This window comes from Paenibacillus sp. 2003 (assembly GCF_031455635.1).
Classification (GTDB): Bacteria; Bacillota; Bacilli; order Paenibacillales; family Paenibacillaceae; genus Paenibacillus; species Paenibacillus amylolyticus_B.
In genome coordinates this window covers 460026-485232 of the sequence record NZ_JAVDTB010000002.1, presented here as the reverse complement: position 1 = coordinate 485232, position 25207 = coordinate 460026, and the positions used below count along the sequence as shown (strand labels likewise).

Here is a 25207-nt window from a genome sequence, read left to right as displayed (position 1 = left end):
TAGGACTTCGGTGTTATTAATTGCAATCCAGGGAGTGAAATTACATGAGTATGAAAGGTATCTATTTAAAGGAGTTTAATCAGGCAAGCTGGGACTCATTTTCCGAACTGTTTGAAGAACTTGGACAAAAGATGGACCCCGCGTGGGTAAAACGTGCGCGATTACAAGGGATTCCGGCAGATATAAGTCGGGTGCTTTTGTGTGAAATGGGGGAGTACGCTTTTGAATGGATGGCGAAAGATATCCCGGCTTTAGGGGACCAAAGTCCCGCTGTTTACCTGGAAACGGAGGAAGGAGCGCGGGCATTAAGGGCGGCGATTATGCGTATGCCGCGTTAATTTTTTCGATGGTGAGAGTGTGCGAACGATCCTATGATCCAGTGAAGTTGATTTTGCAAAATAGATATGTTACGCTTACATTACAAGAGCAAACACAACAGAATACGCAATAACATCTTTTGATGGATTGTAACTGTGAAGACAGGCAAAACCTAAACTGATGGTGAAATGAAGGCCCCTTTTTTTGGTGCTATTTTACCTTGAGTTTAGGTTTTTCTTGTTTTCTGCTCTAAATCACACCATTTTCACCTGGAAAAACCAAAATAAATTTCGAAAAGAGGTTGTTGTTTATGACCACGGCAAAAAAGGGATTCCCCGAAAACTTCCTGTGGGGTGGCGCTACAGCTGCCAATCAATTGGAGGGTGCATTCGATAAGGACGGCAAAGGTCTTTCCACAGCGGACATGATTGCTCATGTTCCGAAAGAGAAGCGTACAGGCGGACATGCCATGGAAATTTCCTCTTCCCGAATTGAAGAGATTCTCTCTGGCAAAATTGAAGAACGTTTCCCAAAACGTTTTGGTATTGATTTCTACCATCACTTTAAAGAAGATATTGCATTGTTCGCTGAGATGGGCTTCAAAGTATTCCGCTTGTCCATTCACTGGGCACGTATTTTCCCGAACGGTTATGATCAAGAGCCAAATGAAGCAGGTCTGAAATTCTACGATGAAGTATTCGACGAATTGTTGAAATACGGTATTGAGCCACTCGTTACATTGTCTCACTACGAGACTCCGCTTGGCTTGACGCAAAAATACAATGGCTGGGCTGGCCGTGAAGTAATTCAGCACTATGTTAGATATGCAGAAACGGTGTTTAACCGTTATAAAAATAAAGTGAAATACTGGCTGACGTTCAATGAGATTAACGTAATGCTGTTCAGCCCATACACTGGCGGCGGCATTCTGATCGATAAAGTGGACAACAAGCTGCAGACGACGTATCAAGCGCTTCATCATCAATTTGTAGCAAGTGCCATGGTTACGAAGCTTGCACACGAAATTATCCCTGGTTCCCAAGTCGGCTGTATGCTTGCTCGTATGGAAACTTATGCAGCAACATGTAATCCGGTAGATGTTCGTCTGGCTCAGCACGAGAATCAGATCAACCTCTTCTTCACGGACATGCATGCTCGTGGTAAATACCCGAACTACATGGCTCGTTATTTTGAAGAAAACGACATCGTGATCCAAAAAGAAGCAGGCGATGACGAGATCTTGCTGAACAATACCGTTGATTTCATCTCCTTCAGTTACTACATGTCCGTGACCAAATCCGCTTCTGCCAACGAAGCAGAGACATCCGGCAACCTGACTGGCGGTGTGAAAAACCCTTATCTGGAAGCGTCCGACTGGGGCTGGGAGATCGATCCGATCGGTCTGCGCGTAACCCTGAACAACTTCTGGGATCGTTACCAGAAACCATTGTTCATCGTGGAAAATGGTTTGGGTGCCTATGATAAAGTTGAAGAAGATGGTTCGATCCATGACTCCTATCGTGTGGATTACCTGAAAAAACACATCGAACAAATGAAAGAAGCCATCAAAGATGGCGTCGATCTGATTGGATTTACAGCATGGGGCCCGATTGACCTTGTGAGCATGTCCACTTCCGAAATGTCCAAACGTTATGGTTTCATCTACGTGGATCTGGATGACGAGGGTAACGGAACTCTCAAACGTTCCAAAAAGGATTCATTCGACTGGTACAAAAATGTAATCTCCAGCAATGGTGAGCAGCTGTAGTTCTCTCGTTTCCAGGATTGTTACCGCATAAAAAGAGCGGGCAAAACCTAACGCGAAAGTTGGCATTCAAGGAACCTGATGTTCCTGACTGCCCTTTTAGTTGGAGATTGTCCGCTTTTTCCTGTCGGCAAAGGATAGAGTAATGCGTTTAGACAAAGAATGAAAATATCGTTAATTAGAGAGGAATGATTGATATGACTACACCATTTCCGAAAGACTTCCTATGGGGCGGCGCTGTAGCAGCCAACCAACTTGAAGGAGCTTATAATACAGATGGCAAAGGCCTGTCTGTCCAGGACGTCATGCCACACGGGATTACAACACCTAGAACAGAAGCACCTACAGAAGATAACTTGAAACTGATCGGGATTGATTTCTATAACCGCTACAAAGAGGATGTTAAATTGTTTGCTGAAATGGGCTTCAAAGTATTCCGTACATCCATCGCTTGGTCCCGGATCTTCCCTAAAGGTGATGAACTGGAGCCAAATGAGAAAGGTCTGCAATTCTATGATGACCTGTTCGATGAGTGTCACAAATACGGGATTGAACCACTCGTAACGATCTCTCACTATGAGACACCGCTGCATTTGTCCAAAACATATGATGGCTGGGTTAACCGTAAAATGATCGATTTCTACGAGCGTTATGTAACAGTTCTTTTCAACCGTTTCAAAGGCAAAGTGAAATACTGGCTGACGTTCAATGAAATCAACTCCATTCTGGAAGAGCCATTCATGAGCGGCGGAATCTATACGCCAAAAGCAGAACTGTCCAAACAAGATCTGTATCAAGCAATCCATCATGAATTGGTAGCCAGTGCGTTAGCAGTGAAACTGGGACATGAAATTATGCCTGAAGCCAAAATTGGCTGTATGGTACTGAGCATGCCTACGTATCCGCTGACTCCGAATCCAGATGATGTGGTTGCAGCGATGCATGCTGAACAGCGCAATGATATTTTTGCTGATATCCATGCACGTGGTTATTATCCAAAATACATTAATCGTTATTTCAAAGCGAATAATATCAATATTAAGTTTGAAGATGGCGATGCTGAAATTCTGAAGCATACCGTAGACTTTATCTCGTTCAGTTATTATGTAAGTATCTGTGAGACTGGTGATCCCGAGAAACGTATCGAAGGAAAAGGAAACCTGTTCGCAGGTGTGCAAAACCCTTATCTGAAAGCGAGTGAGTGGGGCTGGCAGATCGATCCGCAAGGACTGCGCGTAACCTTGAACAAATACTGGGACCGTTATCAAAAACCATTGTTTATTGTCGAAAATGGCCTGGGTGCAGTCGATGAGCTGATCACGGACGAAGATGGCAATAAAACCGTGAACGATGATTACCGTATTCAATACTTGAATGACCATCTGGTACAGGTTGGCGAAGCTCTTGAGGATGGCGTAGAAGTGATGGGTTATACGTCATGGGGCTGTATTGACCTGGTAAGTGCTTCAACAGCAGAGATGAAGAAACGTTATGGTTTCATCTATGTAGACCGCAACAATGATGGTTCAGGAACATTGGATCGTTACAAGAAAAAATCATTCCATTGGTACAAGGAAGTTATTAGTACAAATGGCGCAAGTCTTAAGAACAGTAACGAGTAAATGCTAGTTCTATAAGCATAGTTGTACTAGCACCTTTTTATGTCACATTAACGCACATTAACCGCTTTCACAAAAACATTGTCATATGGATAATTATATGGTAAGATGGGCCTAAGGCTAATGAATACTGGATTGTTACTGTTCAATCAGGCAAAACCAGAAGCGGGGCATATTTCGTGACCTGCTTTGGTTTTGCCTTTTACTACTTTGACGGTGCAAGGTGATGTGAAGAAATGAAAATTGAGAAGGTGCTGAACAACAACGTAGTTACCGTAATTGATCCGGGAGGAAACGAACTGGTCGTTATGGGACGTGGAATTGCCTTCAAAAAGCATACTGGTGAATCGATTGACGAAAGTCTCGTCGAAAAAATATTCTCGCTTGAAAGTAAGGAAGTATCACAGAAACTTAAAACACTCCTGTCTGATATCCCGGTTGAATATGTCGAGTGCTCGGATGAGATTATCCGTTATGCCGAGACGGTGTTAGGTGAGAAGCTGCATGAGAGCATCTACATTTCACTGACGGATCATATTCATTTTGCCATCGATCGACATCGTCAAGGATTGCAGATCCGTAACGCATTGTTCTGGGAGATCAAGCGCATGTACCGGAAGGAATATGCCATTGGACTCAAGGCGCTACAGATTATTGAGGAAACGTTAGGTGTCCTGTTACCCGAAGACGAATGCGCATTCATTGCAATGCATCTGGTTAATGCCCAGATGAACGGTGAGATGAGGGAAACGATCAGTATTACAAACATTGTTAAGGACATACTTAACATCGTAAGACGTAGCTTTGTGATTGAACTTGATGAAGATTCATTGAGTTATTATCGGTTTTTAACTCATCTGAAGTTCTTTGCCCAACGTGTGTTGCAAGGAACGGCGATTGAAGATAAAGAAGAAGATAACCCGCTTCATGACTTGGTGAGCAAGCAGTATCCGGAAGCACATGCATGTGCAGTAAGGATCAGTGACTATACGCGTAAGATCTATAATCGGGTGTTGTCCAAGGAAGAAATACTGTATCTGACCATTCATATTGAACGAGTTGTCAGAAATGAACAAACAATTGAATAAAATTGGGATTGTTACTGCTAAAAAGGCAAAACCTAAACGTTGAATAATGATAAGCTTTTCTGCTTTGTCATTATTCAGTGTTTAGGTTTTTTTTTAACCTTCATTACACATAAAAGGAGCAAAACACAATGGATAAACAACAATTGTCCAAGGATATTTTGAAGCTTGTTGGTGGCGAAGAGAATATCGATCAAGTCACACACTGTATGACAAGACTCAGATTTAACCTGAATGACAACCAAAAAGCGGACAAAGCGACGCTAAAAAATACACCAGGCGTGATGGGCGTGATGGAAAACGGTGGACAGTTCCAGGTTATCATCGGTAACGATGTACCTATCGTGTATAACGCACTCGTTGGCAACATGTCCAAATCACCAACCGCAGATAATGCAACCTCAAGCGCTTCAACTGGGGAGAAGAAAAAGAGAAATCCAATAAGTGCGCTGTTCGACTTCATCTCAGGTATGTTTACACCAATCCTGCCTGCAATTACGGGTGCGGGTATGATCAAAGGGATCGTGGCCATCTTTGTCGCACTTGGATGGTTGTCCGACACCAGCTCGACCTATATCATTTTGTCGGCGATTGGTGACGGTGCATTCTACTTCCTGCCGATCATTCTGGCAATCAGTGCTGCCCGTAAACTGGGTAGCAATATGTATATTGCCGCAGCGCTCGCAGCAGGGATTATGCATCCGACCATTACAGCATTGTTGGCCGATGGTCACAACTCATCCTTTATGGGGATTACAGTCATAGCGGCAACGTATTCTTCTACAGTTATTCCGATTGTTCTAGCAGTTTGGATTGCTTCATATGTAGAGAAAGCCGTTGATCGTGTAACACATGCTTCACTTAAACTCTTGGTTGTTCCAACGGTTACCTTGTTGATTATGGTTCCACTGACATTGATGACAGTAGGTCCATTGGGTACGGTTCTTGGTAATGGTTTGTCCGGTGGTATTTCATGGTTGTTTGATAACATGTCTATCTTCGCAAGTATCTTGATTGGTGGTACGATGTCACTGCTGATCATTACAGGTATGCACTATGCATTGCTGCCAATCGTTGTTGGTTCAATGACAACACTGGGTTACGACTTTATCATTCCACTGATGTTTGCAGCTAACTTGGCACAAGGTGGCGCAGCATTTGGTGTAGGTCTCAGATCGAGAAATAGCAAAACCAAATCCCTTGCATATTCCACAGGTCTTACGGCTATCATGGGGATTACGGAACCAGCGATGTATGGTATCAACATGAAGTTCAAAAAACCGTTTATTGCAGCCCTTATCGGGGGAGCGATTGCCGGTGGATTCATGGGTATCTTCAATGTTAAATCGTACGTTATTACAGGGTTAGCAGGTCTGCCGAGTGTGGCAGCATTTATCAGTCCAGCAATTAGCACACTGCTCTATGCTCTGGCTGGTGGTTTGATTGCCATCGTAGCTGCAGCAGTACTGACGTACATTCTTGGATTCCAAGAAGAAAATGCATCGGAGCCAGCAGCACCAGCAGCTGAGCCTGCAAAATCAGCAACAACGACTTCTGTTGTAGCTGAAGAAGCAAAAGCACAAGATGAGCAAGTATTCAGCCCAATCACAGGTGAAGTTAAACCGCTGAGCGAAGTGCCAGACCCTGCATTCTCTGAAGAGATTATGGGTAAAGGATTTGCAATTCAACCATCTGAAGGCCGCGTTGTTTCTCCGATCAACGGAACTGTGTTCTCTTTATCGAAGAGTGGACATGCTATTGGTCTGGTAAGTGATACAGGCGCAGAGATGTTGATTCATATCGGGATTGATACCGTGAAGTTGAAAGGTCAATTCTTCTCGCCTAAAGTTCAAGCAGGTGTGAAGGTTGCCGTAGGTGATGTACTGATGGAGTTCGACCGGGAACAGATCGAAAAAGCCGGTTACACGACGATTACACCAGTCATTATTACAAACATGCATCAGTATGAGTCCATTGAGTCTGCTGGTCGCACTACGATCAAAGAAAAAGACTTGTTGTTCACAGCTAAAGCTTAACCATAGAAATGAAACAGCAGCTTCACCGGAATGTAATCCGGTAAAGCTGCTGTTTTTTTGCATATAGCCTTTTACATGGGAAGCATAGTCTGGACCAGTTGCACAAAGTGTTGTGCAGGCTTGGACAGATAACGGTTCTGCAGCCAGACCAGCGCCGAGCCAACCGTGGAATGCTGATCATGGATGCGATATACGTGGAATGGGTGTTCGTGATATAGCTGTAGTACCGTGTGAGGCACGATGGAACTGGCGAAGCCGAGTCGGACCAGTTCCAGCAACATATTAATGTCTGAGCACTCACCCATGATGGAGGGGGTAACCTGATGCTCCCGGAACTTGTCCAAAATTAGCTCGAACATACCGAGTCCTTCTGTGCTTGGCAGCAGTAGAGGGATACCTGTAAGCTGCTCAAAATAAGTCCCCATCTCCGCTCCTGGTCCCATCTCTGTCGGACTATCCAGCGGTGTTGAAGAAATATAGAAGAGTCGCTCCTGTGGCAGGTGCAGCACCTCATAACGTTCGGTCTGGACGGGCATGCGTACACAGGCGAGTTCAACTTTGCCATCTTCCAGCAGACGGCATAATTGTGCAGACTCATTTTGCTGAATTTTATAGGTAACCTGTGGATGGGTGGTGCGAAACTGTTGCAGTGCTTGCGGGATCAGGCGATCCGATATGGTATTGATGCCGATGGTGAGTTTGCCCCGTATGCCGTGACGGAAACTTTGCATCTCCATTACAGCTTCCTCCATATATTTGGTCAAGGTAACCGCATAATCATAGAAGCTGCGACCCGCCTGCGTTAGCTCCATCATGCGTCCTTTGCGTTCAAATAGAATCACACCAAGCTCTTCTTCCATTAACTTAAGCTGCTGGCTTAAGGGTGGCTGAGCCATGTGAAGTCTTCGGGCAGCGGCTGTAATCTGTTTTTCCTCAGCAATGGCAATGAAATAGCGACATTGTTTGATATCCAAGTGGTTGTTCTCCTTCGCTTGCAATGTATATGTAATTCGTATGGAAAGCCAACAAAACATGTATTTTTAATATACTACGATCTTATGTTACCATACATTAGATTTGCATACCTGACTAACAGAGTTTGGTTTCTATATGAATATTACTGCATGAGAAAGACCTTGAATTGGAGGATAAAACAACGTGGTTAGAACAATACATGATGCTGCGCAAGCGGGCCATACCGATGAGGTCATTCGATTTATCACACAACAGGGTAGCCGGTTGAATGAACGGGATGCATTGGGGCGAACACCTCTGCTGGCTGCGGTGCACGGTAACAAGATAGACACGGCAAGGATGTTAGTGGATGCCGGAGCCGACATTAATCTTCGGGATGCACGATTGGACAACCTGCTGTTATATGCGAGTGCTGAGGGTATGTATGACATGGTCGAATTGGCGATTACAGCAGGTGCAGATACGAGGTTAACGAATCGTTTTGGCGGTACAGCTCTTATCCCAGCAGCTGATCGGGGCTATGTGGACATTGTGGAGCTTCTGCTGAAACGCAGTGATGTGGATGTGAACCATATCAACAACCTGGGGTGGACAGCCTTGCTGGAAGCGGTCATTTTGGGAGATGGCGGGCCGCGTCACCAGCAGATCGTTGCCTTGCTTTTGCAATATGGTGCAGATCCAAAGATTGCGGATCGGGACGGGATTACACCGCTTGCACATGCGAGCCGGCATCGGTATGCCGAGATGGAACGACTATTAACCCAAGTCTGAAGAGACTTATACATTTATAATACAGAACAGTGAAAGGATATTCCGAACGAATGAACAGACATCAAGAGCATTTTTTACAAAAGAATATGAAGGACGTATCTTCACTGATTTTGGCAGGTATACAGTGGTTTTTCTTCCTGTTTACCAATACCGTTGTTGTTCCGCTATCCATTGGACATAATTTTCATCTGTCTCCGGATGCCATCGCTGCCTCCATGCAGCACGCATTTATCCTTACCGGAGCAGTGTGTATTCTTCAAGCCGTATTTGGTCATCGATATGCGATTATGGATGGTCCGTCAGGGTTATGGTGGGGATTGACGCTAAGTTTGACGGTATCTGCTTCATCGGCCGGTATGAGTCTGGAGCGTATTGGCGGTGGACTGGCTGCAGGTTTTCTGTTAGCGGGACTAACGATGGTGATTCTGGGTTGGCTGGGAGCAGCGCAAGTGCTGCAAAAGCTGTTCACACCTATGGTGAAGAGTGCCATGTTGTTTCTAATGACGATTCAATTAACCATGAATTTTTTCAAAGGTATGATTGGATATACGGAGTTTGGTCGTTTCGATCTGCCCGTTGCCGCATTGTCCGTTGTCATTGCATTTCTGGTGGCATGGATTCAATTAAAAGGTAGGGGGAAACTGGGGAACTACGCGATCCTGATTGGGATTGTGGCAGGCTGGATCGCTTATAGTCTATTGTTTCCTGGACAGCATAGCGGACTGCCTAATCAGGCCCCGGCAGGTCTCGAACTGTTTCCGTGGGGAGCACCCAGATGGGAACCGGGTATTGTCATTACTGCATTTTTCGTGGGGTTGGTGAACATGACGAATTCGATCACCACATTAAGCACAGTTGAGAAACTATACCGGACAGAAACAACAAGCCGTCAGTATAGGCATTCCTATGCGCTAACGGGTCTGTTCACGATGTTGTCAGCCTGTGTAGGTGTGCTGCCCTTTGGTTTATTTGCATCATCGATCGGATTCCTGGAGAGTACTCGCATTCTGCGTCGTGCTGCCTGGATAATTGGAGCGGGGATGTTATGTATGATAGGTCTTACACCTTCAGTGACAGCATTTTTTGCACAAATACCACCAAGCGTTGGCAGTGCGGTTTTGTTCGTGGCTTATCTTCAGATGTTCGGCACGGCACTAAGAACGCTTGAAGGTACAACGTTTAATTCTAAAACGATCTATCGTGTAGCGCTGCCGGTCCTCACGGGAGTTGCAGTCATGAATATTCCTGCTGAGGCCTTTCAAACCTTGCCCATGTACCTCATTCCGATCATAAGTAATGGTCTCGTCATTGGGGTATTGGTCTCACTGGTTCTTGAAAAAACCGTGAACTGGTCCAAAATGGAACAACCAGCGACAGTAAGTAAAGCGGCATAAAGAGTTTCATCTTGCGACAGTCCAATTTGATTGGGCTGTTTTTTTGTTTTTTTGCTATCAGGCTAGGCTATATGGCATCTAACTATTTCACAATAATTTTGCCTTGTCCTGCAAGCATTCGCATCTCTCTAGAGAGACGGTCCTGGTTCCCATCCTGCATTTCGAGTTGAACACCATAATGCCATGAGGTATTTTTTTCTTGACCCCAGCGGAGAGTGCCTTCCATATATAGAGGGTCTTCAAAGAGCAGCATATTCATTCCAATCCGAATATCGTTATTCTCTACAGGAAGGGACAGCGGAAATGACAGCTGACAGCCGGATCGACTGATATCACAGAGTTCGGCCTGAATGGGTTTGGCTGGTGCGTTAACCCCGTTGATGCTGAGAATATAGATCTCAAAGTGGATTGGTTCCTTCAATGTGTAGCGAAAGGGTTCTTTTCTATTGTTAATTGACATGGCTTGGCTTCCTCCATCAGGTTCAAAAAAAGTCAGTTATGCTTATATCGACCATTTGGAGCAAGAAATGAAGAGTTGCGCAAGCAGAGATGGTCCATGGGTTCCTTTTACACGTGTATCAGGCTTGATATAATGATGGAATATATTTCTGAGGTCAGACCTGGATCAGACAGAAGGGACGGGTGAATATGAGAGGAACATTTCAGATGGTTACAGATACGGCAACATTGTGCCTTTATGATCTAGCAGCGTTAAAACATCGTGCCGAGGATACTTCGGACTGGTGGTCCATTCCAGTGGATGAGCTGGCTGAGGTGAATGCAGGTCATTGTCTGTTCCTGAATCTGGGTGCGGATGGAGTGTATGAGGTGGAATGGAGCCTGGAGGATGTAGAGGAGGATTCAGATCCAGATCACGGAGCGGAACGGGAAAAGGTGTATCATCTGCAAGTTCCGTCTGGGCACGTCTATCTGGGGGCGGCGGATGATGTCACTGGCGGTGAATTAGAGCCGGATGAGACGTGTGAAGGGGTTCTGTTTCAGTTAAAGCCTGGAAATTATGCATGTATCGTCTCCAGAGAAGCCAGTCGGATCACCATTGTCATGACACCAAGTATTCAGGGAAATAACACGCTGGATGAATTAATCCGGATATAGTGTACATATACAAACAGGAGGGATTCATATGCAGGAATGGAACGAGATAACGATGATGAATGCAGATGCCCTGCGTAAACAAATGAGAATACTCGCTGCTTTGGATATTATCTTTTCGGAGGAAGAATGGCTACGCGTTCATCATTATGAAGCTGAACTTCAGCCAGGTGTGGCATGGGGAAGCATCAATAACGGTGCAGGTGATCATCTGCATGTCTTGTTTACGAACTCAGGCACGTTGATCAAAGGATTTGATCATGAGTCACCCTTGAGCCCACATGCTCGTGAGGACGGAGAAATCTATCGGGGCATGTACGATGAAGTGCCGGAGACGTTGATGGCTGTTCTGCGAGATGAGGAGGAAACATTGGATCTGGAGGATGTGACCTTTTGCCTATTGCAGGAAGGGAACGACTTGCCATGGAAGGTTGGTAACTGGATTCAGATGGCGATGGCTGAGGAAGACAAAGCGGACGCCAGAGGTGGCGCAGAATTTTTGCTGGGATATTTGGAAAAGAACCCGGAAGAATACGCTGATTGGGCCAAAGGGTACTATGACTTGCCGGATCTGCCGTTGGAAGCCGTAGCTGAAGTATATGAAGAAAAACCGATGACCGCCAGCCTGATTAAGCAGTTGTGTCCTGAGCGAGATGTGGCAGTAGTACTGGATGAGTTACAGCAACGCGGGTACGCCGTGGAACAAACGTAATACAGTAGCAAAGGTGGGAAAGTAAGCCATGTACAATGTACAACTTGAGCGTATGCGTGAAAAGTTGATCACTCTTCGAAGCCTGGACCCGGATCTGGACCTGTTTGGCGCAGAGAACCATGAATATGAAATGGCGTCTGTGTGGACGCAGAAGGATATTGCGCAATTTGAACAGAAATGGCGAATTGAGTTGCCGGAGGACTATAAGATATGGCTTCTTCATATGGGAACAGGTGGTGCAGGACCTTATTATGGTCTGGAAAATCCGGATGATGGCGTATACGCTGTGCTTGGTTATGACGATGAGCTGAACGCGGTCTCGGACCCTTTCCAATTCACGGAAGCATGGAACTGGAACTATGACTGGTTCGATGACAGCAAGGAAGAAGAGGAATGGGAAGCGCTGGAACATGAATATTTTGATCCAAAGTGGTCAGCAGGCATGTTGCGCATCAGTGATTTTGGCTGTGGCATATCCATGAATCTGATTGTTAAGGGAGCCTCCTACGGAGAGGTCTGGGTTGATGACCGGGCTAACCGTAATGGAATTTATCCTGATCAGTATTGGGGCAATTCGAATCGACTACATTTTCTCGACTGGTATGAGTTGTGGTTGGATCGTTCGATCCATCAAATGCATGAACAAAAGCAACAATCTGGAGCGAACGAAGTCTAAAGGAGGTTGTACATTGGGCTGGGAATATGGGATTAGAGCAACGGAGCCTGCGATTTTACCTGAAGTTGTGAAGCGTCTGGCAAGTGCATTAACGTTTACCAACATGTACAGCTTAGAACACCAAGCCAACGGTTTTGTACTGAAACGTGAAGATTCTTCCTGGCCGAGAGCCCTTGAAGTGTGGATAGAAGAGGCTTCCGGGTTAGAAGAGATTAAGGATGGGGAGTCGTATATCTACTGTTTATTTCATATCTGGGGTGAAGAGGCGCGGAGCTGGATGCAACAGATGGAGCGAGAAACCAGCCAGGTTGATGGTGATTTAATCTGGTTTGAACTCTGATTAGTAGCGAAATTGCTTGAACAGGAGTGATCCTATGGCTAAACAATCAAAGAGAACGATCCCTACGCTCATATATCAGTATCAAGGTCCACAGCGGAATGTGGGTTTTGTTTTATCCCCTTTATACATAGAAGAATCGGTTGAAGTAGAGATAGAAGACATGCTGTTCATATATAATGAAGACTTTGACTATATTCGTCCTGCATTGGATCGCGCATTTCCCTTAACTGATCCTCGAACTGGAGAAGAGATGAAGGCTCTTGATCCCTGCTGGGAGAATCCGATTACGAAGGAAGTGTGGGTGGGGATTTTATCAGAGCTGGATCAACAGCTGGTTACAGATCCTGAATTACGGATTTTTCTGAATCGGTTTACCGTGTGGGTGGGAAACCATCTGCAATTGGCTGACGGGATCGAAGTTATCGGTAATTTGTAAGTTAGTTGATCTTGTTTGGATTGTTCATGTGTGTCATCATTCGGTATTTTGGCGATGAAAGTCTTATGTAAAAAGCTCCCTCAGGTGTTGGCGGAGCTTTTTTTGATGAGCCAATAATAAAACCGTTTGCTTCACTCACCCGTCTTATACCACAGAAAGAGAGAGAAGGAGGGATGCGGGGTGGAAACAAAAGCAGAGACGAACCAGAGGATCTATGTACAGATCGAAGATGAGACGGTATTTGTGCAATCCATAATGGAGCATCAAGATACGCTTATTTCCATTGCCTACAGTTACCTGCGTAATCGGCAAGATGCGCTGGAAGCGGTACAAGAGATGACGTGCCGGGCTTGGATCAAGCGTCGAACGCTGAACAATGAGAAAGCGTTCAAGTCGTGGATCATTCGGATTCTGATCTATGTTTGCATCGATGAACAGAGGCGCCGCAAGCGGGCGACACCTCTGGCGAAGGAAGATCTGGAGGACAGCATTCCCGCGTCTTGGATGATCAGCGTTGATGATAATCGAATCGCTATGGAATCTCTTTTGCAAAAGGTGAAACCGAAATATCGCCATGTATTATTGCTGAAATATTATAACGACATGACACTGACGGATATCGCCTCCATCCTCGGCAAACCGGAAGGTACGATCAAGACCTGGCAGCACAAAGGACTCCAGCAGTTGCGCAAGTTGATGAAGAACAGGAGGGATTGGCATGACCACTAACCCGGAGGAGAAAGCACTTCTTGCAGACGCATTTCAGGTGAAAAGAGAGAAACAGCACTGGAATCCGGCGGACACGACTGCGGCAATTCAACTTGGTCTCGCAAAGGCCAGAACAAAACGATCAGGTAGGACCGTTCGTTTCAAATGGATCACGGCAGTGCTGGTCACAGTCCTGGCTACAGGTTGGTTCCTTGTGGGCCCGCTTGGGAGCTATGGGCAGGAACAGGCAACATATACTGAACCTGTAGCCAATTGGGGGGTACTTGAACCCTTTCGTGAGCTGGCAACCGATATGGAAAAGACCACGATAACATCCGCAATTAATAATGGGTACGTGCAATTTGTAGATCAGACGGTTACGTCGGGCATATATGCGTTTACTGTGAATGCAGTTATGGCAGATGAGAATAGAATAACGGTATTGTATACTGCCAAAACGGATGCTTCGCAGGAGATGTATTCGACTGTCAATATGAAGATGACGGATGCATCGACAGGCGATTTGCTTGACAACGGTAGCTCAGGCGGTGTGTATTTTTCGAAGGATAAGCATATCGTTTATGGTCGAAGTACAATTGATCGAAATCGAGACAAACCATTGCCTGAGCAAGTGAATCTACAATTTCAGCTATCTTCAGTTGTGCCAGATGTGGTGGGTTATAAAGACAACGGGGAGAAGGAACGAAAATATCAATTTTCCAAAAAAATGAACGTTTCTTTCCCTCTTGATCCCAAGTTTTCTATCCCTAAAACGGAAGTCATTAACGTTAATCGGACTTTTACTCTTGGAGGCTATGAGGTCTTGTTGTCGGAGGTGGAGGTGTCTCCGCTAGTAACTCGGGTCAAATTTGTCCATGCACCTAATCAAGAGATTGATTACAAAACGAAGTTGTCGCTCAACGAGATCGTTCGGCCTATCGAGATCATTTCGATCTCCAGGAATGGAAAGCAGACCAAGTTATCCTTGGCAGGCGGGAGCGGAACGGAAGATGGAATGATGTATTCTTTCAGCAGCAATCAGTTGGACCATCCGGAGTCAATGGTATTAAAACTTCGTGGCACACCAGATAAGGTCTATGATGATTTACAAGAAGCCAAGAAGGATGAACTGAAAATCAAAATCAAATAAGACAAACTAACTGGCAAAACTCTTATTCGAATTGGTGGACGTTAGTGAAATAAGAGAAGGGATGTCTCTCAAGGTCGTAAGCCTTGTGATACATCCCTTTTTAAATGTGAAAAACTGCTGATCTTATACAGTTAGAATATCTACTCCCAGAGCTGGAAGAGTCAACTTTTGATCCAATCTCTCGCTAGTCAACAAACTGCGATAAGGAACGTCCAGTGTAACCTCTCGTTGCTCATTCGTCAAATTGATCAGAAACAGGAAGTTTTGCTCCCCCTTCGTTCGAATCGACAGCTCGACACCTTCCGGCAACTGGATTTTGGGCGCCAATTCCTTTTCCTTCAATACGCCTTCAAACAACTGATAGAAATACGATGGCTCCGGCCAAGTGCCGACATAATACACTTCACCTTCACCAAACTTATTGACAGTAACCGCTGGTACACCCTCGTAAAAGTCGTTGTCATACCAGGCGATCGGCTCTGCACCTCGCAGTTCCAGTAGATCACACCATTGCTTCGCAGCGAATGTCTTGCCCTCCGCGTTCCGTATCCGATGCTCACTGTTGCCGATGGCATCATATTCACTTACGACAACACCCGCTGCTTCTGCCAGTAGCCCCGGTAGAGGAATCATCTCACATACATTCCTCATGTTCTTCACGCCAGTCCGATTGGTGAGGACAACCGTCCCTCCTTTAGCTGCGAATCGCTCCAGTCGCTGTGCTACTTCTTCACTTAACAGGAAGAGGGAAGGGACAATGACTAGCTTGTACCCGTCGAGCTCCTCGGTCCAGTTGATAACGTCTGTACCAACACCCATTTTCAGAAATGCATTATGCATAGAGGACAAGTTGTCTATATAGTGCATTCCTCCTTCCGCCTGCGGCTGAAGGGAAAGTGCCGTATGCTGATCATGCGAATGCAGAATCGCAACCTGGGTAACAATGGTTGAGTCGGCCAGCAGTTCTCCTAACTGGTTCACCTCGCGAGTAAGCTCGGCAAACTCTCTGAACCTGCGTCCAGGAACATTGCTGTGGTCGATCAGCCCATGCCAGAATTGTTCGGCTCCGACGGTTGCACTCCGCCAGCGGAAATGGACGACCATATCCGCACCGCGGGCGATTGTCTGCCAGGAGCGAGCTCGGATCAGTCCAGGATACGGGGTGCGCTGGATCGGCATCCAGGCTCCCTGTGCTCCGCTGAGCTGTTCCATTACCCAGAAATTCCGGCGTTTGATGCCGCGAACCAAGTCCAGCGTAAGCGCTCCGTTCCTCGGAAACCGATCGCCATAATCGCGATACAGCTCATTCGGATAATAATCAACAGAGACGAAGTCCAATTCGTTGTGCATATCATAATAGTCCAGGCTATTCGGATACTGCCACATGTTATGTGTCACGAATTGGTCTGGACAGTTACGACGTAAAATCTCAAGCTGCCATCCCAGCAGATAGCCTACGCTGTCAGAACAAAATCGCTTGTACTCCAGAAGATAGGAAGGATTCATCGGTTTGCTGGCACCGAGTGGTGTTGTTACCTCAGCCCAGCTGCTGTACTCACCACTCCAGACGACCGTACCCCACTCCCGGTTCAACTCCTCCAGATTGGAATAACGCTTTTGCAGCCAAGCAACAAATGCGCGATTACATGTATCACAATGGCATTCCTGGTAGTGCATCTCGTTATCGATTTGCCAGCCAATAACGGCGGGATGCTTACCATAGCGCTGTGATATCGCTTCCACAAATTTGGAGCCCAGCATTCTCAAGGAAGGGCTGTTGTTGCAGCGATGTCCACGGACACCTGGCCGAATGATGTGGCGTTGTTCATCCATGGGCAGCACATCCGGATAACGGGTAGTCATCCAGTTTGGCGGGGTATTGGTGGGGGTGCATAACACAATTTCCATACCACGCGAAGCGAATACTTCTATAGCTGCATCCAGCCATTCAAACTGATAATTACCCTCAGTCGGTTCCATTCGGCTCCAGGCGAACTCTGCCATTCGCACAACAGCAACCCCCGTCTGTTGCATAAGTATGGCATCTTTCTCCCATAACTCCGGGGTCCATTGCTCTGGATAATAATCAATTCCGATCTTAATTGTCATCCTGTGATCTCCTTTATTTATCAATATATTGCGATTATATGTTATATTAATTTGAGTGAATATCTTAAATAATTAATATGGTATAACAATATTAAGATCAGGAGAGTTAGACGTATGCCTCATCCCAATCGTAATTTTCCGGTGTTATCTGCCCGAGACAAGCTGCTCCCTTTTTATTTACTTGGCATTGGCCTGCATCATGAACAGGAGCATATCCGCCGAGACCAAGGCATTGAGGATTATCAGTGGATACAATGCCGCAGCGGTGTGGGTAAGCTCAAGCTCAGTGAAACGGAACATATCGTCAAGCCAGGTATGGGCATGCTGTTATTCCCTGGACAGAAGCACGAATACTATGCGCTATCCGACAGTTGGGAAGTCGACTGGATCATTTTCGATGGCAACGGGTCAGCAAACTTATTTGAAACCGTGGGCATTGTCGACACATGCGTATACACGCTTGCACAACCTGAATACCTTCTATCCCGAATGCGGGAGCTGCTGCAAGCTGCTTTAACACCACAAGAGCAGACATTAAGCAATTACGCCTGTTCCGCCATTCTCTATACCTTATTGACAGAGATTATTCAACGCGTATCTGTTGAGGGCAGCGATACGGTCGGGCAGCAGTATGAGCGATTAAAACCGGTTCTGGACTATATTGAACAACATTATGCTGAAGAGATTACTTTGCCAACGCTCGCTGGATTGATCTGTGTCACACCAGAATATTTCTGTCATTTGTTTAAGAAAACGACAGGTATTCGTCCCATCAGCTATGTTAATCAGGTAAGAGTCAACAAGAGCAAGGAACTGCTGCTTGATAATGTGCAGCGCGGTATGGAGGATATTGCTCGTCAAGTTGGTTTTGAATCGACCAGCTATTATGGAGCCATCTTCAAGAAGCTGGAACGAATTACACCTGGCTCCTTCCGCCGCAGCTATCAGAAGTCGTGACATATTATTATCCGCAAGCGAATGGTTTTTCGTCAAAGGCCTTAGGAACTGATCCGAGGGCAGATCAGTTCCAAGTTGGATCACATAGTACTCGTTAATAGAGCCGCTAATTAGCGGCTCTATTTTGTGTGAACGAATGGCCTGGTTTTACGTTTTTTCACTATATCTGATCTGCTGTTGCATAAAAATGATAATTGTTGTCTTTTTGCAATTTTTGTATTGTCACAGCCAAAGTTACACGATATAATCGAGTTGTCTTTGAGGATAATATTATAAAGGATGGTGAAATTTTGAAGAAATTTTCGATGCTTTTACTTGCTGTAACTCTATTGTTGTTAACTGTCTCCACAGCCCCGTCTACATATGGTGCGGCCAGTTATCCAAACACAGGTACGAACGGGCTGACTGGTTTTGCAGGCAGTGCCAAGAATGAGAATGGTGTATCCAAGTCAGCTACGACAGGTGGCAAGAACGGTCAGGTGGTTTACGTTAGTAATCTCAATGATTTGAGAACACACATGGCGGGCTCTACGGCCAAAATTGTCGTCGTTGAACAGAATATTTCCTCCTCTACGTTGCAAAAAGTTGAATTCGGAGCGAACAAGACACTGGTAGGTTCCTTTGGCAAACATACATTAACGAACATTCATTTCAGATCCACAAGCAGTTCAAGCAATGTGATTTTTCAGAATCTGACTTTTGAACACGCTTCCAATATTAATGCCAATGATGATATCCAGATGTATATCACTTCAGGCTCCAATTACTGGATCGACCATGTGACATTTGCTGGCCATAGCTACAGCTCTGGCGGTAGTGATTTGGACAAACTGCTGTATATTGGCGATCGCGCAGACTACATTACGATTAGCAATTCCAAATTTGCAAACCATAAGTATGGTGTTATCCTCGGTCATCCGAATGATGGTAATAGCAGTTACAATGGCGTCCCTCATGTGACGATGTCCAACAATTACTTTGAAAATTTATATGTGCGAGGACCTGGACTTTTAAGATATGGTTACTTCCATCTCAAAAACAACTATGCAAACAACTTTAATCAGGCCATTACCATTGGTGAAAAAGCACGGATTTATTCCGAAAACAACTACTTTGGTGCAGGTGCTGAAAAGGGCGGCATCCTGGATGACAAAGGAAAAGGTGAGTTTACGGATACGGGAAGTACACCAGCGCTTAATAGTCCGACTTCTCCTAAAACGAACTGGAGACCAAGCTCCAATTACAGTTATCAGGTAGAGAGTGCCAGCTACGCGCGTGAGTTCGTCACCAAGTATGCAGGCTCCTCCAATACAACACTTGTATTCGGAAAGTAAAAGTTGCTGGACATCCATTCACGACCAAAAAGGCCTGTCTTGTACGCCATAACGTATAAGACAGACCTTTTTTGTTTATAAAATGATATGCTTACATATCATTTTATATTTCATATTCATTTTAAATGTTGAATACCGATATACATAAAGTAGCGCTGATTTCATACTTGTGAAGTTAATATGTACTATGTTAAGGCGCTGCGTATTTGCGATTTGCACATAAGCAGGACCATAGACTACTAGATGTAGTACAGAAAGGCCCTACAACTCACATTTAACCTACTTAAAAGGACGGGGTATGCATGGATCGTATGGACGAAATTATTTGGAAAAGGAACAAATTAATCGGTATCATTTTGTGGATTATTATTGCCATTGGTATGGGTCTGGCCTTTACGATGCCGAAGTTACTTGTGTCCAATGGAGTAGCTCTGATCTTTGTAGTTTGGATTACATACGCTAATGCGAAAAAGAAACATATTCATCTCATTCCATGGCTGATTACCGTATTACTGACAATATGTGGAGTCTATGTCGGTTGGGGAACGGTCAATTTTGCGTTAAGTTTGGTCATAACCGCAGTTCTACTGTTATTTCCTAACAAGAAATTTTTTGTGGTTGGATTTTCGGTATTACTAGTCAACAGTGTTCTTCAGTTATTTGTTATGAATACCGTTGACTCTGTTGAGCTAATAGGTAATATCGTTAATGTGGGACTATTCGCTCTCACGGGAGCCATTCTGATGCTGGTCTCCCAGCTGAATCAAAGGCTCTTCCATGAAAGTGAAGTACGCCAGAATGAGGTGGAGCATTCTAAGCAAAGAGTGGAAACCATGCTGGAGCGTGTGAAGGAATCGGTCGAAGGTTTATCACGTTATACGGATCAATTGAAGGAAAAAGTGAATGCGACCGGCTCTATCACCAATGAGGTGACACTTGGGTTCAGTGAGGTTGCAAAAGGTGTTGAGTTTCAGGCGACCAGTGTAGCCGAGATCTCGGAATCCTTATCTGTGTCGGATCAGCATATCAAGGACGTTGCTTCGTATTCCCAACAGATGAAAGAGTTGTCCGCAAGTATGGCAACGAGCACGCAAACAGGAAGCACACAGATGGACCAGCTGAACATCCAAATGCAAGATCTATATGAAACGATTAATACAACTGCAAATGACATGCGAAAGTTCAACGAGGAAAGTGAATCCATGACACTTATGCTGAACAGCATAGCGGATATTGCGAGTCAGACCAACCTGCTCGCACTCAATGCAGCCATTGAAGCCGCTCGTGCGGGTGAGCATGGACGCGGGTTTGCTGTTGTATCAGAGGAAGTTCGCAAGTTGGCAGAGAACTCGGGTCAGTCCGCAAGTGATATCGGAACCATCCTGTCTCGATTAAAAGGGCAGACGCAGGCACTGACGGATCGATTCGAACGCATTCGTCAATCGTTACAACAAGGAAGAGATAGCGTCTATACGGCAGAGGAAGTATTCCGTACGATCAACAGCAACTCTCAGCATGTGTTAACTCAAGCGACAGATATCGAGACTAGTTCGGCGACCATGAAGGAATCATCCACCAGAGTTGTGAATGAGGTTTCCGAGATTTCGAGTGTGACTGAGCAATCCAGTGCAGCGACAGAAGAGATTCTGGCAAGCATGGAAGAACAACGCAACCTGACACAGAAGATGGTAGAGAGCTTTGGAGAACTGGAGCAACTGATTGTAGACCTGAATGAATTGGTCTCGGATCATCAAGCTTCTTCCGTTGTGAACAAACTTTAATATTAATAGTTGAGAGCCTGTCGGTGCGTATTTAGCGTACTGGACGGGCTTTTTTTCATGTGCCAAACAGCTTGATGCCGACATTTTTTTCCTATACAGTGTGATGTGTAGAGTATGAAGAGAGTAGAACTAACAATGTAAATGATAGTTAAAAGAAGATGTTACCTCATGGGGGAGTAAAAGGTTGAAGAATAAAGGAATGAAAGACAGCTCGGCCTACGATGACCGTACATATGAAGTTAGGAATGATAATCACGCTGAACGCGTGCGTCTTTATGATCAACATTCGTTCGAAGGCATGGACTGGCCCGATACGGAGGACGGCAGATATGCCAGAGCTTATCTGGAACCTATGATGCTGGACGGGACCCAAAGCTTTATGTCCAACGTGGAAACGACATTGTTGCTCGCCCGGATTGATGATCTCGTTATTCCGCTGACGGTGAATGATACAGAGTATGATAATGCTTACGTTTGTTCGCCATATACGCATTATGTGAGTTACGCCAAGGAGGAACTGACCATGTTGCAGAAGCCTGTGTTGGAAAAAGGTCTTTCTGTGCTGCTCAGTCTAATAGGTTGGGGAATGAAGCAATCGCAGATCAACAAAGTTGTGCATGTGAACAACTGGTTGTTGTCCACCAATCTGTATCCAGCCATGTCCGGTGAACAGGTAGAATGTTTGCTTACAGTGGTACAAGAGCGATACCCTGAGCATGTCATTGTGTTTCGCTCCTTGTGTCCGGGACTTCATCCCGATCTGACGGCGAGGCTAACGGAAGCGGGCTGCCGATTAATCCCGAGCCGACAAATCTATTTGTATCAAGCGCATGATCCGAATTTTGGCAACTCGAAATCGCGCTGGCTGTTGAAGCGGGATTACGAATTATTGGCCAAGCACGACTACGAATTCGTTTCCGAGTCAGATATGACGGATGCAGATATTCCGCGAATTGTGGAGCTGTACAAGCTGTTATACCTTGAAAAATACTCCTATCACAATCCGCAATTCACCGAGCGGTTCATTGCTGCTGCGATGGCATCAGGAACACTCAGGCTCTATGGACTGCGGAAGGAAGGGTGCCTGGATGCGGTGATGGGTTATTTCTGCCGAAATGGAATCATGACAACGCCGCTGTTTGGTTACGACACAGCGGTCCCCCAATCCGTCGGACTATACCGCATGTTATCGGCATGCCTGATCGGACAGGCTCGCGAGAACGGCCATCTGTTACATGAGAGCGCCGGGGCTGCACAGTTCAAGCGCAATCGCGGTGCTGTGGCGGATTTTGAATATTCCGCTGTGTATGAGCGCCAGCTTCCATGGGGCAGACGCTGGTGCTGGCTGCTGCTTGATCGGTTTCTGAATCGCATAGGTGTTCCGCTGATGCGCCGCATGAAGCTGTGAACAAACATAATAACGTTTTTGCGCTGCTTGATGTAGGTGTGAGCTTGCATCTGGTTTGACTGCACACTTGCACACCCAACTGGTCATCGTGATACGCACACTCATTTCGCACTCGCCTAGTTAGACATGCTCTGCGAGTTGTACCTCGAAGCCATCGGGATCTGTAATGTAAATAAACCGCAGATGCGGATTGGGCTGGATGGGGCCGCGCACAATCGGAATATTCAATTCTGCCAGTCGTTCCATGGCTTCATCCAGCGAGTTCACCTCATAGCCGATCGACACGCCGGCCTCTGGTTTAAGAATGGATTCACTGCCCTCAATCAGTTCCAACTTGGCTTCATTTTCCATGCCGAGCATTGCAATCTGCCGTCCACGGCTTTCGAATCTGCGCTGAATGGGAAGTCCGAGCATGTCGTGGTAGAACCCAAGCGAAGCTTCCAGATTACTGACCCTCAGCGTGATCCAGTTTAATTTGATCAACATGGGTGAATCTCTCCTTTTTCTTGCATGATATGTATTTTGGTTACGTTCATTATACGATAGGTTCTAACAGGAACCTACTCCTTATCAGCAAACAACAAAATAGCTGCCGAAATATCGGCAGCCAAATGGTGTAATCTCCGGTAGTTCTAACGAATTATTGAATCAGATCAACGGCCGTCTGTGGTACAAATGCCTCTACACCGTTATAAACAATGACACCCTCCAAAGTTGTCTTTTTGCCGTTTACCAGTGCAATATTTTTGTAGATTTGCAGTTCCAGCTTGGTGTTGCCTTTTGTAACGAGGATCTTCGGATTTTTGGCATCCGTCAGGTCCAGTTTGTACGTCGCGCCTTTGGTCGTAAATGCCTGTTTGGCAGGTACAAACAATTGTTTGCTCACGCTGTCGAGATCCAGATCCAGTACTCGTGCCATATATTTGGCGACATCCGTGTTATCAATTACACCGAATGGACGGTCATTGTTCGGAGCATACGTGTACAACACGACATCTCCACCTGTATGACCACCGGTTGTCCAGCCAATCCCTGCACGTTTGCTGATCATTGGACCGATTGCATAGTTAAGACTGCCTGGCTCGGCCGCTTTGATTGTGGCAATCTCTTTGGAAGTCAGATCGGTAATACCATAGTACTGTTTCATCACTGCTTTGATGTTTGTGCGCTTCGCATTCAGCTTCGCTTCAACGCCCTCGCCTGTCAGCTTGGCCTTTTTCAAAGGTCCGATAAATGTGGACAACGGCTCTTTATCGTATGTGCCGCTAGTTGCGTTGTTACCAATGGTGAGTCCACCATTACCATGGTCCGTAACAGCGACAACGGCAGTCTCTCCATCGGCTTTGGCAAAATCCATGGCTACTTTTACGGCATCGTCAAAAGCCAGCACGTCACTGATAATACCAATCGGATCGTTGGCGTGAGCTGCCCAGTCTACTTTACTGCCTTCGACCATCAGGAAGAAGCCGTCTTCATCTTTGGACAGAACTTCGATGGCTTTGGATGTCATCTCGGCAATGCTTGGCTGCTTCGCAGGGTCACGGTCCATATTGTAAGCCATGCTCGTGGGAGCGAACATACCCCAGAGTTTATTTGAGTCGGATGCTTTCATTGCAGCCGGTGTAGTGACGTAATCGTAACCCAGTGCCTTAATGGAGGAAACCAGATTCTCCCCGTCTTTGCGCCCCGCTGGCTCAAGGTACTTGCTACCCCCACCCAATACAACATCCATGCCATTGTAGACTTGCTGTTTGCTGAGCGCATCGTAATTTTTGCGATCCGGGTAGTGAGCAGAGAAGTCTGCTGGCGTAGCGTGCATAATCTCGGATGTAGCGATAATGCCAGTTGCTTTACCCGCCAGTTTGGAAGCTTCCAGCACGGATGCAACAGGTTTTCTTGCGTCTCCAGGCGCAATCGCCTTCTGTCCAGGCATGGTAGCCTTGTCCGGCAGTACACCGACAAATCCGGTATGCGATTTATAACCTGTTGCAAAAGCTGTTCCGGCAGGGGCCGAGTCCGCAATAGGCGCATCTGCAGAGTGTGTGCGAACCATACCACTTGCCATGGAGTCCAGCGTCAGGGAAGAGCCTTTGTACCAACGAGCCAGGGCAGTCGCATCGTTAGCCATGCCGTCAGGAATGAGAATGATGACATTTTTAATCGGTGATGCAGATGTCGTTGAGGTCGTGTCTTCCACAGCCCACGCTGCACTGCTTCCTCCGAGTGTAGCCGTAACAATCGTCGTCACCGCGAGCATCATTTTGGCTGCACGGATATTGAACCGGTTTAACATGAATGCATCCTCCTAGAATATATGTATAGTTTGGTATCTCAAACCAAGTGTATACAACAATTGCTAAACTAACGTATGAAATGGGTTAACTATATGTAAAATTTACGATTAATGAAGGATGATAGAGTTTAGGTAAACTGGACAAAATGAGGACCATTCTTGTATGTTAAGGGGAAAATCGGACCAGGGAATGACCCTCGTCTAATGATCGGCTTTGAGGTGGTTTG

23 protein-coding genes are annotated in these 25207 nt (G+C 45.9%); 18 read left to right on the top strand and 5 right to left on the bottom strand.

Translation table 11 applies throughout. The features are described from left to right. Window positions 1-44: 44 nt before the first annotated feature. From J2X75_RS14150 to J2X75_RS14130, 5 genes are all read left to right on the top strand, one after another. Window positions 45-338 carry an MbcA/ParS/Xre antitoxin family protein gene (locus tag J2X75_RS14150; RefSeq protein WP_310337314.1) on the top strand — a complete coding sequence of 98 codons (294 nt, stop codon included), beginning with the start codon at window positions 45-47 and terminating at the stop codon, window positions 336-338. Window positions 339-628: 290 nt separating this feature from the next. Continuing rightward, window positions 629-2086: a glycoside hydrolase family 1 protein gene (locus J2X75_RS14145; RefSeq protein WP_192133469.1), complete on the top strand. Its 1458-nt coding sequence runs from the start codon at window positions 629-631 to the stop codon at window positions 2084-2086. Window positions 2087-2280: 194 nt separating this feature from the next. Next, window positions 2281-3705 (top strand): glycoside hydrolase family 1 protein, encoded by a 1425-nt coding sequence (locus tag J2X75_RS14140; RefSeq protein WP_091014346.1) that lies wholly within the window; start codon window positions 2281-2283, stop codon window positions 3703-3705. A 233-nt stretch (window positions 3706-3938) separates the two neighbouring features. Continuing rightward, entirely contained in the window at window positions 3939-4790 is an 852-nt protein-coding gene (gene licT, locus J2X75_RS14135; protein ID WP_036668684.1) for a BglG family transcription antiterminator LicT, read from the top strand. Window positions 4791-4918: 128 nt separating this feature from the next. Next, a complete protein-coding gene (locus J2X75_RS14130; protein ID WP_310337311.1) occupies window positions 4919-6823 on the top strand; it encodes a beta-glucoside-specific PTS transporter subunit IIABC in 1905 nt (634 codons plus the stop codon). 71 nt (window positions 6824-6894) lie between these two features. Here J2X75_RS14130 and J2X75_RS14125 read toward each other — a convergent pair whose 3' ends face one another. Continuing rightward, complete coding sequence (locus tag J2X75_RS14125; protein ID WP_310337310.1) at window positions 6895-7797, bottom strand: LysR family transcriptional regulator; 903 nt, start codon at window positions 7795-7797, stop codon at window positions 6895-6897. Between the two features lie 184 nt (window positions 7798-7981). Here J2X75_RS14125 and J2X75_RS14120 point away from each other — a divergent pair, with 184 nt between their 5' ends. After that, the gene (locus J2X75_RS14120; RefSeq protein WP_310337309.1) at window positions 7982-8569 is read left to right on the top strand and encodes an ankyrin repeat domain-containing protein; all 588 of its coding nucleotides are present in this window, start codon (window positions 7982-7984) and stop codon (window positions 8567-8569) included. 50 nt (window positions 8570-8619) lie between these two features. Further along, window positions 8620-9963: a uracil/xanthine transporter gene (locus tag J2X75_RS14115; RefSeq protein WP_310337308.1), complete on the top strand. Its 1344-nt coding sequence runs from the start codon at window positions 8620-8622 to the stop codon at window positions 9961-9963. An 82-nt stretch (window positions 9964-10045) separates the two neighbouring features. On the opposite strand, the gene J2X75_RS14110 is transcribed toward J2X75_RS14115, so the two are convergent. Continuing rightward, window positions 10046-10423, bottom strand: coding sequence for a PilZ domain-containing protein (locus tag J2X75_RS14110; RefSeq protein ID WP_036617371.1), 378 nt, complete (start codon window positions 10421-10423; stop codon window positions 10046-10048). A 188-nt stretch (window positions 10424-10611) separates the two neighbouring features. On the opposite strand from J2X75_RS14110, the gene J2X75_RS14105 reads away from it, so the two are divergent. The 7 genes from J2X75_RS14105 (at window position 10612) to J2X75_RS14075 (ending at window position 15098) form a co-directional block, all read left to right on the top strand. Then, window positions 10612-11079, top strand: coding sequence for a DUF6386 family protein (locus tag J2X75_RS14105; RefSeq protein ID WP_310337306.1), 468 nt, complete (start codon window positions 10612-10614; stop codon window positions 11077-11079). A 28-nt stretch (window positions 11080-11107) separates the two neighbouring features. Beyond that, entirely contained in the window at window positions 11108-11788 is a 681-nt protein-coding gene (locus J2X75_RS14100; protein WP_310337304.1) for a hypothetical protein, read from the top strand. A gap of 28 nt (window positions 11789-11816) precedes the next feature. Continuing rightward, window positions 11817-12464 carry an SMI1/KNR4 family protein gene (locus J2X75_RS14095; protein WP_310337303.1) on the top strand — a complete coding sequence of 216 codons (648 nt, stop codon included), beginning with the start codon at window positions 11817-11819 and terminating at the stop codon, window positions 12462-12464. A gap of 13 nt (window positions 12465-12477) precedes the next feature. Further along, window positions 12478-12804: a hypothetical protein gene (locus tag J2X75_RS14090; RefSeq protein ID WP_310337302.1), complete on the top strand. Its 327-nt coding sequence runs from the start codon at window positions 12478-12480 to the stop codon at window positions 12802-12804. Window positions 12805-12838: 34 nt separating this feature from the next. Beyond that, window positions 12839-13240 carry a hypothetical protein gene (locus J2X75_RS14085; protein ID WP_310337300.1) on the top strand — a complete coding sequence of 134 codons (402 nt, stop codon included), beginning with the start codon at window positions 12839-12841 and terminating at the stop codon, window positions 13238-13240. 180 nt (window positions 13241-13420) lie between these two features. Next, window positions 13421-13969: a sigma-70 family RNA polymerase sigma factor gene (locus tag J2X75_RS14080; RefSeq protein WP_307533941.1), complete on the top strand. Its 549-nt coding sequence runs from the start codon at window positions 13421-13423 to the stop codon at window positions 13967-13969. After that, window positions 13959-15098, top strand: coding sequence for a DUF4179 domain-containing protein (locus J2X75_RS14075; RefSeq protein ID WP_310337297.1), 1140 nt, complete (start codon window positions 13959-13961; stop codon window positions 15096-15098). Before J2X75_RS14080 ends, J2X75_RS14075 begins: the two co-directional genes overlap by 11 nt. A gap of 123 nt (window positions 15099-15221) precedes the next feature. On the opposite strand, the gene J2X75_RS14070 is transcribed toward J2X75_RS14075, so the two are convergent. After that, window positions 15222-17207, bottom strand: a complete 1986-nt coding sequence (locus J2X75_RS14070; protein ID WP_310337296.1) for a beta-galactosidase — start codon at window positions 17205-17207, stop codon at window positions 15222-15224. Between the two features lie 114 nt (window positions 17208-17321). On the opposite strand from J2X75_RS14070, the gene J2X75_RS14065 reads away from it, so the two are divergent. The 4 genes from J2X75_RS14065 to J2X75_RS14050 all read left to right on the top strand — a co-directional run bounded on the left by J2X75_RS14065 (window position 17322) and on the right by J2X75_RS14050 (window position 22687). Next, entirely contained in the window at window positions 17322-18164 is an 843-nt protein-coding gene (locus J2X75_RS14065; protein ID WP_124115867.1) for an AraC family transcriptional regulator, read from the top strand. Window positions 18165-18454: 290 nt separating this feature from the next. After that, on the top strand, window positions 18455-19498 hold the full coding sequence (locus J2X75_RS14060) for a pectate lyase family protein (RefSeq protein WP_036617386.1): 1044 nt from the start codon (window positions 18455-18457) through the stop codon (window positions 19496-19498). Between the two features lie 302 nt (window positions 19499-19800). Further along, entirely contained in the window at window positions 19801-21279 is a 1479-nt protein-coding gene (locus tag J2X75_RS14055; RefSeq protein ID WP_310337294.1) for a methyl-accepting chemotaxis protein, read from the top strand. Window positions 21280-21463: 184 nt separating this feature from the next. Next, window positions 21464-22687: a GNAT family N-acetyltransferase gene (locus J2X75_RS14050; protein WP_310337293.1), complete on the top strand. Its 1224-nt coding sequence runs from the start codon at window positions 21464-21466 to the stop codon at window positions 22685-22687. A 120-nt stretch (window positions 22688-22807) separates the two neighbouring features. Here J2X75_RS14050 and J2X75_RS14045 read toward each other — a convergent pair whose 3' ends face one another. Beyond that, window positions 22808-23173, bottom strand: coding sequence for a VOC family protein (locus tag J2X75_RS14045; RefSeq protein ID WP_076328197.1), 366 nt, complete (start codon window positions 23171-23173; stop codon window positions 22808-22810). Between the two features lie 154 nt (window positions 23174-23327). After that, on the bottom strand, window positions 23328-24980 hold the full coding sequence (locus J2X75_RS14040) for an alkaline phosphatase (protein ID WP_310337291.1): 1653 nt from the start codon (window positions 24978-24980) through the stop codon (window positions 23328-23330). Window positions 24981-25207: the final 227 nt, after the last annotated feature.

Bases quoted from the DNA above. Each gene is read 5' to 3' on its own strand.
- J2X75_RS14150 (WP_310337314.1), top strand. From the start codon at position 45: ATGAGTATGAAAGGTATCTATTTAAAGGAGTTTAATCAGGCAAGCTGG.
- J2X75_RS14040 (WP_310337291.1), bottom strand. From the start codon at position 24,980: ATGTTAAACCGGTTCAATATCCGTGCAGCCAAAATGATGCTCGCGGTG.
- J2X75_RS14115 (WP_310337308.1), top strand. From the start codon at position 8,620: ATGAACAGACATCAAGAGCATTTTTTACAAAAGAATATGAAGGACGTA.
- J2X75_RS14065 (WP_124115867.1), top strand. From the start codon at position 17,322: ATGCCTCATCCCAATCGTAATTTTCCGGTGTTATCTGCCCGAGACAAG.
- J2X75_RS14085 (WP_310337300.1), top strand. From the start codon at position 12,839: ATGGCTAAACAATCAAAGAGAACGATCCCTACGCTCATATATCAGTAT.
- J2X75_RS14055 (WP_310337294.1), top strand. From the start codon at position 19,801: ATGGATCGTATGGACGAAATTATTTGGAAAAGGAACAAATTAATCGGT.
- J2X75_RS14105 (WP_310337306.1), top strand. From the start codon at position 10,612: ATGAGAGGAACATTTCAGATGGTTACAGATACGGCAACATTGTGCCTT.
- J2X75_RS14095 (WP_310337303.1), top strand. From the start codon at position 11,817: ATGTACAATGTACAACTTGAGCGTATGCGTGAAAAGTTGATCACTCTT.
- J2X75_RS14075 (WP_310337297.1), top strand. From the start codon at position 13,959: ATGACCACTAACCCGGAGGAGAAAGCACTTCTTGCAGACGCATTTCAG.
- J2X75_RS14045 (WP_076328197.1), bottom strand. From the start codon at position 23,173: ATGTTGATCAAATTAAACTGGATCACGCTGAGGGTCAGTAATCTGGAA.
- J2X75_RS14140 (WP_091014346.1), top strand. From the start codon at position 2,281: ATGACTACACCATTTCCGAAAGACTTCCTATGGGGCGGCGCTGTAGCA.
- J2X75_RS14070 (WP_310337296.1), bottom strand. From the start codon at position 17,207: ATGACAATTAAGATCGGAATTGATTATTATCCAGAGCAATGGACCCCG.
- licT (WP_036668684.1), top strand. From the start codon at position 3,939: ATGAAAATTGAGAAGGTGCTGAACAACAACGTAGTTACCGTAATTGAT.
- J2X75_RS14145 (WP_192133469.1), top strand. From the start codon at position 629: ATGACCACGGCAAAAAAGGGATTCCCCGAAAACTTCCTGTGGGGTGGC.
- J2X75_RS14110 (WP_036617371.1), bottom strand. From the start codon at position 10,423: ATGTCAATTAACAATAGAAAAGAACCCTTTCGCTACACATTGAAGGAA.
- J2X75_RS14100 (WP_310337304.1), top strand. From the start codon at position 11,108: ATGCAGGAATGGAACGAGATAACGATGATGAATGCAGATGCCCTGCGT.
- J2X75_RS14130 (WP_310337311.1), top strand. From the start codon at position 4,919: ATGGATAAACAACAATTGTCCAAGGATATTTTGAAGCTTGTTGGTGGC.